The 13,615-nt window shown below is 60.8% G+C and carries 13 protein-coding genes; 2 read left to right on the top strand and 11 right to left on the bottom strand.

All coding sequences use genetic code 11. From position 1 onward, the window contains the following. Positions 1-25 precede the first annotated feature (25 nt). Both ACKTSJ_RS02290 and ACKTSJ_RS02285 read right to left on the bottom strand, forming a co-directional pair. A complete protein-coding gene (locus tag ACKTSJ_RS02290) occupies positions 26-151 on the bottom strand; it encodes a hypothetical protein (RefSeq protein WP_407897113.1) in 126 nt (41 codons plus the stop codon). 128 nt (positions 152-279) lie between these two features. Then, a complete protein-coding gene (locus tag ACKTSJ_RS02285; RefSeq protein ID WP_407896983.1) occupies positions 280-1,755 on the bottom strand; it encodes a mannose-1-phosphate guanylyltransferase/mannose-6-phosphate isomerase in 1,476 nt (491 codons plus the stop codon). Positions 1,756-2,100: 345 nt separating this feature from the next. Between ACKTSJ_RS02285 and ACKTSJ_RS02280 the strand changes: the two genes are divergently transcribed. Further along, on the top strand, positions 2,101-2,358 hold the full coding sequence (locus ACKTSJ_RS02280; protein WP_407896981.1) for a type II toxin-antitoxin system prevent-host-death family antitoxin: 258 nt from the start codon (positions 2,101-2,103) through the stop codon (positions 2,356-2,358). After that, positions 2,348-2,602, top strand: coding sequence for a Txe/YoeB family addiction module toxin (locus ACKTSJ_RS02275; protein ID WP_407896979.1), 255 nt, complete (start codon positions 2,348-2,350; stop codon positions 2,600-2,602). Before ACKTSJ_RS02280 ends, ACKTSJ_RS02275 begins: the two co-directional genes overlap by 11 nt. 70 nt (positions 2,603-2,672) lie before the next feature. Here the strand turns inward: ACKTSJ_RS02275 and ACKTSJ_RS02270 are convergent, their stop codons facing one another. The 9 genes from ACKTSJ_RS02270 to ACKTSJ_RS02230 all read right to left on the bottom strand — a co-directional run bounded on the left by ACKTSJ_RS02270 (position 2,673) and on the right by ACKTSJ_RS02230 (position 13,602). After that, entirely contained in the window at positions 2,673-3,920 is a 1,248-nt protein-coding gene (locus ACKTSJ_RS02270) for an O-antigen ligase family protein (protein ID WP_407896977.1), read from the bottom strand. Positions 3,921-4,012: 92 nt separating this feature from the next. Beyond that, on the bottom strand, positions 4,013-4,768 hold the full coding sequence (locus tag ACKTSJ_RS02265; protein ID WP_407896975.1) for a class I SAM-dependent methyltransferase: 756 nt from the start codon (positions 4,766-4,768) through the stop codon (positions 4,013-4,015). Between the two features lie 96 nt (positions 4,769-4,864). Next, on the bottom strand, positions 4,865-5,905 hold the full coding sequence (locus ACKTSJ_RS02260) for a glycosyltransferase family 4 protein (RefSeq protein ID WP_407896973.1): 1,041 nt from the start codon (positions 5,903-5,905) through the stop codon (positions 4,865-4,867). Positions 5,906-5,936: 31 nt separating this feature from the next. Beyond that, positions 5,937-6,701, bottom strand: a complete 765-nt coding sequence (locus tag ACKTSJ_RS02255; RefSeq protein WP_407896971.1) for a glycosyltransferase family 2 protein — start codon at positions 6,699-6,701, stop codon at positions 5,937-5,939. Between the two features lie 13 nt (positions 6,702-6,714). Further along, positions 6,715-9,996 (bottom strand): SNF2-related protein, encoded by a 3,282-nt coding sequence (locus ACKTSJ_RS02250; protein ID WP_407896969.1) that lies wholly within the window; start codon positions 9,994-9,996, stop codon positions 6,715-6,717. A gap of 27 nt (positions 9,997-10,023) precedes the next feature. After that, the gene (locus ACKTSJ_RS02245) at positions 10,024-11,925 is read right to left on the bottom strand and encodes a polysaccharide biosynthesis protein (protein WP_407896967.1); all 1,902 of its coding nucleotides are present in this window, start codon (positions 11,923-11,925) and stop codon (positions 10,024-10,026) included. Further along, positions 11,922-12,890, bottom strand: coding sequence for an MraY family glycosyltransferase (locus ACKTSJ_RS02240; protein WP_407896965.1), 969 nt, complete (start codon positions 12,888-12,890; stop codon positions 11,922-11,924). Before ACKTSJ_RS02240 ends, ACKTSJ_RS02245 begins: the two co-directional genes overlap by 4 nt. Positions 12,891-12,898: 8 nt before the next feature. Further along, positions 12,899-13,336 carry a TA system VapC family ribonuclease toxin gene (locus ACKTSJ_RS02235; protein ID WP_407896963.1) on the bottom strand — a complete coding sequence of 146 codons (438 nt, stop codon included), beginning with the start codon at positions 13,334-13,336 and terminating at the stop codon, positions 12,899-12,901. After that, entirely contained in the window at positions 13,336-13,602 is a 267-nt protein-coding gene (locus ACKTSJ_RS02230; protein WP_407896961.1) for a hypothetical protein, read from the bottom strand. Before ACKTSJ_RS02230 ends, ACKTSJ_RS02235 begins: the two co-directional genes overlap by 1 nt. Between the last annotated feature and the right edge of the window lie 13 nt (positions 13,603-13,615).

Raw genomic sequence — 13,615 nt, 5'->3', positions numbered from 1 at the left:
TCCCCTGTATTTCGCCTTTGTTGCATCATAATTTCATTCCTGCATTGAAGTCGAAAACTTCGACTTCAATTTGTCCCACTCGCTCTTGCTCAATTCTAATGATGTATTCGGCGGGGAATTTTTCCGGGTTATTTTTTACCGCCTCATTGATGCGCTTGGTCTCAACACCGTAAAGTTACGCCACATCGCTATCCAGCAAGACATCCTGCCCGCGCAATTCGATGAGTTTGTTTTTCAGGTTTTCGATTTTCGAAATATCACTCATCGCATACCCCCGGCTTATTTCCGCCCGTACACGTCATCGAAACGCACGATGTCGTCTTCGCCCAGATATTCGCCGCTCTGTACTTCGATCATCACCAGCGGCAACATGCCGGGGTTTTCCAGCCGGTGCTTGTGCCCGGCGGGGATGTAGGTGGATTCGTTGGTGTGCACAAAGAGTTCCTGCTGCCCGTTCACCACGCGCGCCATGCCGCTGACGACGACCCAGTGTTCGCTGCGGTGGTGGTGCATTTGCAGGCTCAGGCTGGCGCCGGGTTTGACTTCGATGCGTTTGATCTTGAAGTGTTGTCCCTCTTCCAGCACGGTGTAGGTGCCCCACGGGCGATGCACGGTGCGGTGCAAGCGATGCGCCGGATGATCCTGCTTTTTGAGCGCGGCGTAGAGGTGCTTGACGTCCTGCGCGCGACTGCGGTCGGCGACGAGCAGTGCATCCGGAGTGTCGATGATGATGAGGCCGTCGATGCCGACCGCACCGACGAGGCGGTCGCCGCTGTGGATGGTGCAGTTGCTGACTTGGTGCAGTACGACTTCGCCTTGAATGCGGTTTCCCTGTTCGTTCGCCGGCGTAAGGTCGCCCAGCGCCACCCAGGAACCGATGTCGCTCCAGCCGATGTCGCAGGGAACTACGGCGACGTTGGCCGACTTTTCCATGACGGCGTAGTCGATGGAATCATCCGGGATTTGTTTGAAGGCGTTCGCGTCCAGTTCGGTCTGGCTGAACCCTTTGCCTTCGGCACTGCGCGACTGGGCGATGCAGGCCCGGGTGGTTTCGAGAATGGCCGGACAGTGTTTTTCCATCTCGCGCAGCAGGGTGCCCGCCTGGAAACAGAACATGCCGGAATTCCACAGGAAACGGCCCGAGGCGAGATATTCCCGGGCTTTTTCCAGATCAGGTTTTTCGACAAAGCGCAGAACCGGAAAACCCGTCCGCTCCCCCGACCCGTCTCCCGCTTGCGTGAGCTGGGAATCCAGGTCGGCCTCGATGTAACCGTAACCGGTCTCGGGCAGATCCGGCTTGATGCCGAAGGTGACGAGTTTGCCCTGGGCGGCGAGTTGCAGGGCGGACGCGACCGCACGGGCGAAGGCGGCCTGGTCAACGATGAGGTGATCGGCAGCGAGCACGAGCAGGCAGGCATCTTCACCGTGGATTGCGGCAATTTGCAATGCCGCAGCGGCGATGGCGGGCGCGGTGTTGCGCCCGAAGGGTTCGAGGATGAAGCGGTTGGTGAGTGATTTGTTGTCCGGGGTATGGGCAACTTCGCGGTATTCGTCTTCGATCTTGAAGAAGAGTTCGCGGTTGGTGACGGTCAGGGTTTCGGCCACATCGGCAAGCACGGCCCCGCGCAGCCAGGCTTTTTGCAGCAGGCTTTGCCCGTCGGCCAGACGGATGAAGGGCTTGGGATGCAGTTCGCGTGAAACCGGCCAGAGTCGGGAGCCGGCTCCGCCGCAGAGGATCGTGGGAATGAGTGTCATAAGGGCGGCAAGGCCAATCGGGTTATTGCGCGCCTACCCGGGCGCGGGGTTCGTATTTTACACACAGCGGCGGCCAAACATTCATCCTAAAAAACGTATTCATCCACGAACGACACGAAAAAACACGAAAAAATTCAGCGGGTTTTTGGAAGCGGTGGATGCTCCTGCCGGGTGAGTTGCAATTTCAAACCAACGTGTTGCTTGTTTTAGTTGGTGACTTTCGTGCATTTCGTGGACTGACCAGGATTTTTAGGGCTATGTGCAAAGTAAGGTTGGATGCAACCAGTCGGTTTTACTTGAATCTCCGATGCCGTTGTACTAATATTTGTACAACAGGAGGTAGATATGGAAGCCATAACTTATAGCCACACTCGTCAGCATTTGGCGGAAATCATGAACAAGGTTGCAGATGATCGCTCCCCAGTTTTGATTACACGCCAAGCCGGGCAGCCAGTAGTCATGATGTCGCTGCAAGACTTCAATGCCCTTGAAGAAACCGCATACCTGATGCGTAGCCCGAAGAACGCGAAGCGGCTCATGGAGTCAATCGAACAGCTTGCTGTAAGCGGAGGTCAAACCCGAGCGCTGATCGATGCCGATTAAATTCTCAGACCAGGCTTGGGATGATTACCTGTTCTGGCAGACGAAAGATCGCGCTACGCTCAAACGGATTAATACCCTGTTGAAAGACATACAGCGATCGCCGTTTGAAGGAATCGGGAAGCCAGAACCGCTGAAGCACAACCTTGCAGGTTTTTGGTCGCGTCGCATAGATGAGGAACATCGGTTGGTTTATGCGGTTCAGGATGAAACCCTCCTGGTTGCTCAGTGCCGATACCATTACTGACACCTTTCTATCTCGTGGTGTGCAATCCAAGGTTGGTTTCAACCTCATATTGCAAATGGCCATTTTAGGTTCATTCATCCGCGCGCGTCATGGCGGCGGCCAGCAGCACCGCGACGGTGGTCGCGTAAAAAGCTGCGGTCATTTTAAGGTCGAAGGTTTCGGCGGTGAGGCCAAATATAAAAAACCCCAGCGTCACGCAGATGCCCATCCGGGCCGCGACTGCCTGGCGCCGCAGGCCCGATTTCGCCAGCCGCATGAAGAAGTAGAGCGGCACAAAATAAACGGCAAGCAGTGCGCATAGCCCCAAGACGCCAAAGCGCGCGGCATGTCCCAGAATCTCGCTATGCGCTTCGCCGCGGCCGTATTCTGCCGCCAGCGGCGTCACCTGGTGCAGCGCGCTCATGGGCCCCATCGCCTGCCCGAATCCGTCCGCGCCCACCCCGAAAATCGGATGGGCGGCAATCAGTTGCACGGCCGCGTTCCACAGTTGCAGGCGAATGCCGATCGAGGTGTCGAGATGGCCGGTCTGGTAATGGGCCAAGTCGGAGAAAATCATGCCGACCCGCGAATGGATCGTGCCGATGAACAGGTAACTCAATAGCGCCAGCATTCCCACCAGCACCAAACCCCAGGCCAGTTTTTTCCAATAGTTGCCGTGAGTGTGCGCATGGATCAGGAACGCCACAAAGAGCGGGAGGGCGATCCAGCCCCCGCGCGCCTGGGAGAGTATCGACACCAGCAGGCCGGCGCCAAAACCGGCCAGCTTAAACAGCTTGAGTGCGGGGTGGTCAGGATGTGTCCAGTTGATGCCCAGCACCGAAAGGAATCCCAGCAGCAGGGCCATGTCCCCCAGGTGGATGTGATTCAGAAAAGGGAGGGAGGCCGAATGGCTGAACGAGGGCAGATAAACGGCCACTGCGCCCAAGGCGGCCAGCGCGCCCAGGGGGAAGGCGTACTGCAAGACGGAAAACAGGTTTGTGCCGCCCGCCTGGCGGAGGGCGTAGAGAATCGGCACGGCCAGCAGGAAGCGGGAAGCCGAATCGAAATAGCGGGCGGCCAGGTCCTGATGGTAGAGCTGCACCAGAAAGATGGCGACCAGGCCGGATGCCATGGCGATGCCGAAGGCGATCTCGGGCGCGGTCAACGGTTCGCCCCGGCGACAGCCTGACCCCAGCCCATACAGCGCCAAGGCGGCCAATACAAACATCGCGCCGTTCATTCCGCCCTGCACCAGAAAGCACAACGCGGGGTAACTCAACACCACCAGCACCGGCACATTCCCGGTCAGGATTCGATTCAGTTGGATGGATGATTTCATTATGTGCGATCGAGGCCCCATGCAAACGAGCCGGCGAATTGTCTCATACTCCCGCGCCGGCCCTCGACGCGGTGCGGAGTGTGTGGCGCGCGTCAGTCCGGTTGCCGATGGGTCAGGGATTTCACAAACCCGCGCACGGGTTTGATGGCCTTGTAGTAGGCGCAGGCAAAGTCCTGAAACTTCTCCTCCTTCAGGCATCGTCGCGCCAGGCTCACGGGCACGTCGTAAAGCTTGAAGCGCGGGCGGCCCAGCGTTCTGATGTCTTCCACGGCTTTTGAGAAGGCCGCTTTGTCGTTTGCGAATCGGGGCTCCCCGTTCTTCCAACCGATAAAGTACAGGTCGTAACTCGTCGGCATGGTGAAGAAAAAATAATCGGCAAACAGCGCGCGCAGGTGCAGCGCGTTTTCAAAATCTTCCCGCCCCAGGTTGCGGTAGTAATCCAGTCCTATCGATTGGGTGCCGGGTGAAAATTCGGAGGAAGACCGTTTTGTCCCGTGTTCGACTCGCCCCAGCGTGGCGCAGGTCACCACCACCAGCCCGCCCGGACGGGTCATTCGGTACATGTTTTTCAATGTTTCAACCCAGTGCGCATCGTGCTCAAAACATTCGCAGGAAATGGCCACATCCACCGAGTCATCCGGAAGCGCAACTTCATGCCCGAAGCCGACCAGATCGACGCCGGGACCTTCACACAGATCGACCCCCACGTAGTCTGCACCCGGAAAGAACTGGCGGATGGAGCCGTTGAAATCGTAAGCGCCGATTTCCAGTACCTTCAGATTTTTTGTATCGGGCACAAAGTGCTCTTTGACCCGTCGCACGAATTGCATTTGTTGGATGTGTGCCATTTTGATTTCCCCTGTTTGTTTGCGCATCCGCAGCTGGGCCGGCCTTTGCCGATACCTGATCCATCGAGTCCCCACCGGCATGGATCCGCCCCTCAATCACCTTCGCACTTTCGCATAGACCGCGACGTATGCCCGCGCCACGGCATCCCAGCCGTGCACGAACGGCGGTGGTGGCGCCGGCCTGGCCAACTGCGCCTCGACCGCATCCGCCCAGTCTGCCGGCGCGGCATCCAGCGGCAAAACCCGGCCAGCCGCTGCTGTCACCTGCGCCGCCGCGCCGCACGCATCCGACACCACCACCGGCACCCGTGCCGCCATCGCTTCGCTGATGGCCATGCCGTAGGGCTCGGCTTTGGCAGGATGCAACAGCACGTCGATCTGTGCGAAATGCGCGTTGTCAGAACGCCAACCGAGCAAGCGGTAGCCACCCTGCCAATCTTTGAATAAATGTTCAGTCTCGCACGGCTCCGGACCGATCACCCACAATTCAAGGTTCGGGCGTGTCCGGCGCAGACAGGCCGCGATCTTGACCGCCAGCGGCAATCCCTTGCGTTTCCATTCGCGGCCGACGAACCCGATGACACCTCCGTCGGTCGGCACCCCATGCGGGGTGCGCATGACACCGGGCAGTACGCCCGGGATGACAGGGGCTGTGAGTTTGTGCGCGTATTCGGGATAGTAGTGCGCCAGTTGCCTGGCGATGATCCCGGAGTTCGGCACGATGGCCTTGGCCACACGTAGTTCGCGCCGCTCCAGCCACAATTGCACCGCCACGCGGGTCGAAATTTTCTTCCACCAGGGCTGGTCGCGCACGGCGGCGAAAGGCGGCCCATGAAACGTGGTCACATCGTGCACGCCGACACGTTCATGGCTATGGATCAGCCAGCCGGGTTGCGTGTTGGCTTCGAGCCAGGCCGCGACACGGCGACTGAAACGGAAATAAGCCAGCCAGCGCGGGCGCGGCGCAAGCGCGCCGAGTTCGTGCACCGTGATCCCCTGCGGCACCTCGCAGCAGCAGCACTCGCACACGATCTGCACCCGGTGACCCAGGCGCGCCAATTCGCACGTGGTCTTCCATACATAGCGCTCCATCCCGCCCACCGGGCCGTAGCGTCTGACGATATGCAGGAGATTCATCGTGCGGACGGCGTGTTGCGCGGGTAATTCGTCATGATTGGCGGGCGCGGATTTCGTGATGGCTGAGCGCGCGCAGTTTTCTGTATTTCAGCCAGGTGGTGCGCAGGTTCATCGTGGCGATATGCCATCCGGTTCGGCCGTCGAGAAACCCCAGTTGCAGCAGCCAGGTCCGCACGAATGTCCAGCAGGCCGGCAGGATGCCCGCCGTGCAATTTGCGCGCTTCCCGGCCTGAAACATTTGCGCGGCCGCCGCGCTGGAATACGCACTGACTTTGCGCTCGATGTCTTCCCGGGTGCGGTAGCTGTAATGCAACAGCGGGGTATGCAGTTTTGCATAGACTCCGTCGATCGCCACACATTCATGCACCAGACGTTCCAGAAAGCGTCCCCGGCCGCGCTCGAACAAGCGCAACACGTAGTCCGGATACCAGCCGCAATGGCGGACGAAAACGCCGCAGAATTCGGAATGGCGCGGCACGCAGTAGCCCGCCGCTGCGGGGCGCTGCAGCGCCTGTTGAATTTCATCCCGGAGTGCCGGCGTGACCCGCTCGTCGGCGTCGATGGAGAACACCCAGTCGCACGTCGCGTAGTTCAAGGCGCGGTTCTTCTGTGGGCCGAAGCCGGGCCAGTCGTGCTCGTACACCTGCGCGCCCATGCTGCGCGCGATGGCGACCGTGTCGTCGGTGCTGCCGGAATCGACCACGATGATCTCATCGGCGAATGCCACCGATTCCAGGCAGGCACGGATGTTGGCGGATTCGTTGCGGGTGATGAGGATGACGGAGAGCGTGGGCATGGTTAATGGGAACCTAATTTTCCGGCAAGGGGGCGAGGAGTGCCGCGATTTCGGCCTCGCCGAATTTCAGTTCGGCGTGCTCGTCGCGACCCAGCATGCCTGCGGCGAGCTGGGCCTTGCGTTCTTGCAGGGCGAGCATCTTTTCCTCGATGCTGCCGGCAACGGTGAGTTTATACACGAACACGCTGTTCTGCTGGCCGATGCGGTGGGCGCGGTCGGTGGCCTGGTTTTCGACAGCGGGATTCCACCACGGGTCATAGTGGATGACGGTGTCGGCCGTGGTCAGGTTGAGGCCAACACCGCCGGCCTTGAGGCTGATGAGGAACACCGGCACGTCGCCCTGCTGGAATTGTTTGACCGGCGTTGCGCGGTCGCGGGTCTGGCCGGTGAGTTTGACGAAAGGGATGGCGGCCTGTTCCAGTTCCGCTTCGATCAGCGCCAGCATCTCGGTGAATTGCGAAAACAGCAGGATGCGGCGTCCTTCCGCCACCATTTCCGGCAGCATCTCGCGCAACAATTCGAGCTTGGCCGACGGCATCTTTTTGCCGATCCTGACCGATTTGAGCAAGCGCGGGTCGCAACAGACCTGGCGCAATTTGAGCAGCGCATCGAGGATCACGATCTGGCTGCGGTTCAGCCCCTTGTCGGCGATCTCGGCGCGCACCTTGCTGTCCATGGCACTGCGCACCGTTTCGTACAGGTCGCGCTGCGCGCCTTGCAGTTCCACCGCGCGCACAATGGTGGTCTTGGGCGGCAATTCCTTGGCGACGTCTTCCTTGCGGCGGCGCAGGATGAACGGCCGCACGCGCTGGTTGAGCAGAAGCATCCGGGCGCTGTCGCCGTTCTTTTCGATCGGGGTGCGCCAGGTCTTGGCGAAGCGTTTGCTGTCTTCCAGAAAACCCGGCATCAGGAAATCGAACTGCGCCCACAGTTCGCCCAGATGGTTCTCCATCGGCGTGCCGGTGAGGCACAGGCGGTGCCGCGCGCGCAACTGACGCAGTGCGACGGCGCTCTTGCTCCCGGCATTCTTGACATATTGCGCCTCGTCCAGCAGCAGGTAGTGATACTCGAACGGCAGCAGTGCCTCGGCATCGCGCCACAGCAGCGGATAAGTGGTGAGCACGATGTCGTGGCGCGCGATGGCGTCGAACTGCTCCTTGCGTTCAGCACCGTGCAACACCAGCACCGACAGGCCGGGCGCAAAACGCGCCAGTTCGCTTTTCCAGTTGAACACCAGCGAAGTGGGCAGCACGACCAGGCTGGGACGATCCATGCGGCCCTGTTCTTTTTCGGCGAGCAGATGGGCGATGGCCTGCGCGGTCTTGCCCAGTCCCATGTCGTCGGCGAGGATGCCGGACAGTTCGTTGGCGCGCAGATATTGCAGCCAGGCAAGGCCCTGTTGCTGGTAGTCGCGCAGCGTGCCGCAAAATCCGGCGGGCGCCGCGACCGGCTGTACCGCGCCCGCCGCCTGCAAGCGCGCCGCCATGGCTTGCACGGCCTGTGCGCCCTTGAATTGCCAGCGCGAAGTGTCCGCCCCCAACACCTCCAGGCGGGGGGCATCGTAGCGATGCACGCGCAGGATGTCCGGCTGGAATCCGGCGGAGAACAGGTCGATCAGGGTGGCGGCGATCGGCTTCAATCTTGCCGCCGAGACGCGCACGACCTGACCGTCGTCGGTCAGCAGCGTGATCCTTTCGCGGTCCGCGATGCGCTGCATCTGCACGCCGTCCAGCCAGCGCGCATCGTGGCGGAACAGCGCGGCCAGCATCGGCGCCAGCGGCTGCCGCCGGCCTTCCACCACGATGCCCATGTCCAGATTGAACCAGCCGTCGCCGCTGTCGCTGATCTCGGCCTGCCAGTCTTCCACTTCCAGTTCGCGATAACGGAAGCCCGGCGCGTATTCAATCTGCCAGCCGGCCTTTTGCAACTGCGGCATCACCTCATCGCGGAACTCATCCCAACGTTCCAAGAATTCGAGCGTCAGGGCATCCCTGGGCAGCGCGAGGTTGCCGTAACCGCTGCGATTTACTTTCGCCGGCAACAGCTCCAGCGCCTGGCGCAATTTGTTTTCCGTGGCGGCATGCCGCTTGACCTTGACCACCTCGCCGTCCGGCAGCGTCACCAGGTTGCCCGCATGGCGCAACGGTACACTCACGTCCTCGTACATCAGCCGCGGCTGCGCTACATCCCACTCGCGCGCACGGGTGGCCCGCAGGTAATAGGGCAAGACGTCATAGGCGGGATCATTGATCGTGTCGAAGCGCAGCACCGCAACGGGTTTGCCGCCCACTTGCCGCACGGCATCCAGCGTGGCGCGGCTGGGCGCGGGCAATTGCGGCGCCAGTTCGGCCAGCGCCGCCGCCGCGCGCGTCACCTCGTTGCGCGCCAGCGGGGGAATCTTGAGCAGCTGTTGCAGCACCGGCAGCGACAATGCCAGCGCCACCTCGCCCGCCTCGCAGTTGTGCACATCAACATACCAGGGCGGTTGCAAAGGCAGCAGATGGGTCGCCGCCGGTTCGGCAACCAGACGCGGATACAGGCGCTCCTGTTCGTTGACCCGCCATTGCACGTCGCCCGTGCGCGGCGCGGCCAGATGCAGCAAGCGGCCGTCCAGCACCAGCCGCTGCGTCGCCAGCAATGGCCGCATCAGTTGCGCGCCCGTCTCGCCTTCCAGCATATAGCCGTCGCCGCCGACGGGACTGCGCGCATAAAAATGCAGCATGCGCAGCAGCGGCAGTTCGTCTTCACTGACGAATTGCGGGCGCCTCACCAGCGCACGGTCCAGCGACCGCCACTCATGGTCCAACCTGATGACTTCCCCGTCTGCCGGCGGCAGCGCCTTGTACAAACGCACCTGCCACTGGGCGCGCAGCGTGTCGTACGCCAGCCGGTAATAAATGCGCAAACTGGGCTTGCCGTGTGCCACGGTTTCATTCGGTGCTTGCGCCGTATTACGCAGCTCCGCGATCCATTCCTGCAAAGGCGTACGACTCATCTCAATCGGCTTGCCTTGCACGCGCTGGGCCGCCAGCAAGGCGGCCACCACGTGCTTGCAATGGCCGCCCATCGGACAGCTGCAACGCGACTGGATGCCGGCGCGTCCCATGCGTCCGGTACGGGCATAGACATCCAGCTCGTAGGGATCAGGCGCGCTCCCGAGCACGACGGCATGGATACGATCCTCCTCCGCTTCGAGTTCAAGCACATGGCCGATATAGTCCTTGCCGCGATTGAACGTGGCCAGGCCGAACAGGCGGATCATTTCGTCTTGCGAGAGTTTTTTCAGGGACAGCATGGCAAGCAATAAGGGGGACAGTTCCGTTCAGTTTTTTACGGCGCAGTATTCGGGGACAAAGCGGCACAACGTGGCGCGCACATCGTCGTCCGGCAAAGGTTTATCCTGCTTCACCCATTCCAGCACGGCCCGGACTTCATCTTCCTTGACCGCACGCACTTGGGCGATGCGCAATTTCGGATGCGGTGTGGGCAGGCTGGTCTCAGCGTCGGCCAGCACCTCCTCGTACAGTTTTTCGCCGGGGCGCAGACCGGTGAATTCGATGCGGATTTCGTCTTCGCCGAGGCCGGACAAGCGGATCATGGTGCGCGCCAGATCGACGATCTTCACCGGCTCGCCCATGTCGAGCACATAGATTTCGCTGCCTTGCCCCATGCTGGCCGCCTGCATCACCAGTTGCGCGGCCTCCGGGATGGACATGAAGAAGCGATTGATCTCGGGATGGGTCACGTTAACCGGGCCGCCGCGGGCGATCTGCTCGCGGAATTTCGGAATCACGCTGCCGTTGCTGCCCAGCACATTGCCGAAACGCACGATGACAAAGCGCGTTCCCTGAAATTTAAGAGTGCCTTTCTCGCTTGTTATTTCTCCCGCAAGCGGGGGAGAGTTGGAGAGGGGGGCTTCTGCCTTCTGCTGCAAGCCCTGGCACACCATCTCCGCCATGCGCTTGGTGGTGCCCATGACGTTGGTCGGATTGACCGCCTTGTCGGTGGAGATCAGCACGAATTTTTCGACGCCATATTTTTGCGCGCACTGCGCCACCTGCCAGGTGCCGAACACATTGTTGCGCACGGCCTGCCAGGCGTTGCCGCGTTCCATCAGCGGCACATGCTTGTAGGCCGCCGCATGGAAGACCACCTGCGGGCGATACGCGGCGAACACTTCGTCCAGCCGCCCGCCATCCTTGACGTCGCCTGCCAGATAGGCGATTTCGAGCGCGGGGAACGTTTGCGAGAGCGACTGCTCGATCTGGTACAGGGCCAGCTCGCCAATCTCGTACAGCACCAGTTTGCGCGGTGCGAAGCGCGCCACCTGACGGCAAAGCTCGGCACCGATCGAACCGCCCGCGCCGGTGATCAGCACGGTTTTGTCGTGCAACAGGGATTGCAGCGCTTCGGTGTCCAGGATCACCGGATCACGACCGAGCAGGTCGTCGAGCTCGACCTCGCGTAATTGCGAAACACTCACCTTTCCCGAGAGCAGATCATCATAGGCCGGTACGGTGAGTGCCTTGATCCCGGCGCTTTCACAAAGACCAATAGCGCGCTGACGGTCGCGATGAGAAGCAGACGGCATCGCGATGATCGCCCGAGCGGCGCTGTACTTTTGCGCCCATTCAGGCAACTCGTCGAGCGTTCCCAGCACGGGTATGCCGTTCAGTGCGCTGCCTGTCTTGCCGGAGTCGTCATCGAGGAAGCCGGCTACATGCCAGCGAGCACTGCGCGCCAGTTCCTTGGAAAGTGCCACGGCCGCATCGCCCGCACCCAATACCAGCACCGGCTCGCCGCGCGAGACAAGGTCGCCATACAGCAAGTTCTCTTTCCACATGCGGTAAAGCAAACGGTTGCCGCCCATCACCAGCACCAGCAGCAAGGGATCGAGCACCAGCACCGAGCGCGGCACGATGATCGGCAATTTCAGCATCCACAGTAGAAAAGCCAAACCGGTCGTGGCGGCCAACACCGCCAGCACAATGCGGCGCACATCGCCGATGCTGGCATAGCGCCAGATGCCGCGGTAGAGGCCAAACGCAAAGAATACGATGCCCTGGCCTGCCACCACGAACGGCAGGGTCTGCCACAACTCCGCGCCAAAATTCGCCGGAAGATCGAAATTGAAGCGCAACTGATAGGCAAACCACCAGGCCAATGCCGCCGCCACAAGGTCATGAGCAATGGCAAGCAGACGGCGAGTTTCTGCAGATATCATCTTGTTTCCTTCATTATCCAGCGGCGCTCGATCCATACCATTGGCAGCACCAGCACCCCGGAAGACAAAAGCAAAGCAAGGACAGGGAAAGCAGCATTGCGCGAGGACAAAGCGGCGAGTCCGATGAGGCTCATCAGGCCGTATTCCACCAGCGCAACCCTGCGATGCCCCAAACCCATCTGCACGGCCCGTTGATAGTAATGCTCCCGGTGCGCTTCGGTGATTTTCGCGCCACGCAACGTGCGCTTGACCAGCGTTACCGTGGCATCGACGATGAAGGGCGAGAACGTCAGCAAGGGAAACCACACCGACCAATCGCCCCGCAGCCAGCCCCACAATCCCAGCGCCGCCGCAAGGTATCCCAGCGGGATCGAGCCGGCATCGCCCATGAAAATCCTGGCCGGATGAAAATTGAAGAACAGGAAGCTCAGCGCCGCCGCCGCGATACTGAAATTCAGCAGCGCCAGCATCTCGTCGTGCGCCAGCAACGATGCGATGCCGTAGCAAGCAAAACCGAACAGCGCCACGCCCCCGGCCAGACCATCCGAACCGTCCATGAAGTTGTACAGATCGATCATCCATGCCGCATAGAGAAACACGGCGAGGGCGACCAGCCAGCCCTGTTGCGCAGCCACCCCCGAGCCCGCCACCAGCAGCGCTGCTGCCGTCAGATGGGCGAACAGACGTTGCTTCACCGGCAAATTGCGGATGTCATCCAGCAACGACACGACAAATAACATCAGGCAGGGCAACCACACCCACCACGGAATCGATTCGGCCAGAAAACTCCATCCGGCAGACAAACCCAGCACCAGGGCAATTCCGCCGGTGCGCGGGACGGGCGTGTTATGGAGGGAGCGGTCGTTTGGAATATCCTGAATGGCCTGCCCGTATTTGCTGCGCAGTATGACGGTGATAACGACTGCGGCAACCAGCATCGCAACGATTGGTGGCAAATATGGCATGGAGGTCCTCAAGCCTGTCCGAGCACGTGGAGATGCGCGGCGCCTGCCATGCTTACGGCATCAGTGCGTATGTTCTGGTCGAATGTGACGAACCGGCCATTGTGCCGCACCGCCAGCGCAAGAAGATAAACGTCCGTGACCTGACGGTGCCCGAGGACCTTGCTCCAGTCGATCCGTGTGGAATCGAGCAGATTCACATCTGCCGGCCAGAATTCGTGGTGAGGGGCGGCGGCGGCTTCCGCCAGTCTGGCGGCAACTTCAGAAGCTGGCAACGGCGCGGGATAGTTGGGTTGTGACATGATGCGGATGCAGCCGTTCTGGGTCAGCGGGCAGGACGCCCAGCCTTGATCGACTTCGTGTTCCAGCCAGGACAAGGCCATCGCGTGATGAACATGACCGGCATCGAGCAAGGCGATCAGCACGTTCACATCCAGCAACGCACGCATCACGCGCCCTCTTGATCGCGCAGCCGATCCACGATGTCGTTACTGACAATCACGCCTCGGGCCGCAAAAGGCCGAAACCCGGCGACTTTTTTGACTTCAGACTGTGCCTGTTGCTGGCCGCCCGCAAGCGCCCGTCGCAACAAACCCGACACCACCTGTCCCGCCGAAAGATTCTGCATGCGTGCCAATTCCTTGGCAGCAGCCAGAACGTCATCTTCAATATCGATCGTAGTTCTCATCTCGTACCCCATTAACTTAGGAATCATGATGCTACCGCAT

This window comes from Ferrigenium sp. UT5, assembly GCF_045866295.1.
Classification (GTDB): Bacteria; Pseudomonadota; Gammaproteobacteria; order Burkholderiales; family Gallionellaceae; genus Sideroxyarcus.
Note: the sequence above shows the minus strand (reverse complement) of the source record. Positions and strands in the feature narration are given on the sequence as shown.

Excerpts from the sequence above, each read along its gene's own strand:
- ACKTSJ_RS02255 (WP_407896971.1), bottom strand. The coding sequence starts at position 6,701 with ATGCCCACGCTCTCCGTCATCCTCATCACCCGCAACGAATCCGCCAAC.
- ACKTSJ_RS02270 (WP_407896977.1), bottom strand. The coding sequence starts at position 3,920 with ATGAAATCATCCATCCAACTGAATCGAATCCTGACCGGGAATGTGCCG.
- ACKTSJ_RS02235 (WP_407896963.1), bottom strand. The coding sequence starts at position 13,336 with ATGCGTGCGTTGCTGGATGTGAACGTGCTGATCGCCTTGCTCGATGCC.
- ACKTSJ_RS02265 (WP_407896975.1), bottom strand. The coding sequence starts at position 4,768 with ATGGCACACATCCAACAAATGCAATTCGTGCGACGGGTCAAAGAGCAC.
- ACKTSJ_RS02250 (WP_407896969.1), bottom strand. The coding sequence starts at position 9,996 with ATGCTGTCCCTGAAAAAACTCTCGCAAGACGAAATGATCCGCCTGTTC.
- ACKTSJ_RS02245 (WP_407896967.1), bottom strand. The coding sequence starts at position 11,925 with ATGATATCTGCAGAAACTCGCCGTCTGCTTGCCATTGCTCATGACCTT.
- ACKTSJ_RS02240 (WP_407896965.1), bottom strand. The coding sequence starts at position 12,890 with ATGCCATATTTGCCACCAATCGTTGCGATGCTGGTTGCCGCAGTCGTT.
- ACKTSJ_RS02280 (WP_407896981.1), top strand. The coding sequence starts at position 2,101 with ATGGAAGCCATAACTTATAGCCACACTCGTCAGCATTTGGCGGAAATC.
- ACKTSJ_RS02260 (WP_407896973.1), bottom strand. The coding sequence starts at position 5,905 with ATGAATCTCCTGCATATCGTCAGACGCTACGGCCCGGTGGGCGGGATG.
- ACKTSJ_RS02230 (WP_407896961.1), bottom strand. The coding sequence starts at position 13,602 with ATGATTCCTAAGTTAATGGGGTACGAGATGAGAACTACGATCGATATT.
- ACKTSJ_RS02275 (WP_407896979.1), top strand. The coding sequence starts at position 2,348 with ATGCCGATTAAATTCTCAGACCAGGCTTGGGATGATTACCTGTTCTGG.
- ACKTSJ_RS02285 (WP_407896983.1), bottom strand. The coding sequence starts at position 1,755 with ATGACACTCATTCCCACGATCCTCTGCGGCGGAGCCGGCTCCCGACTC.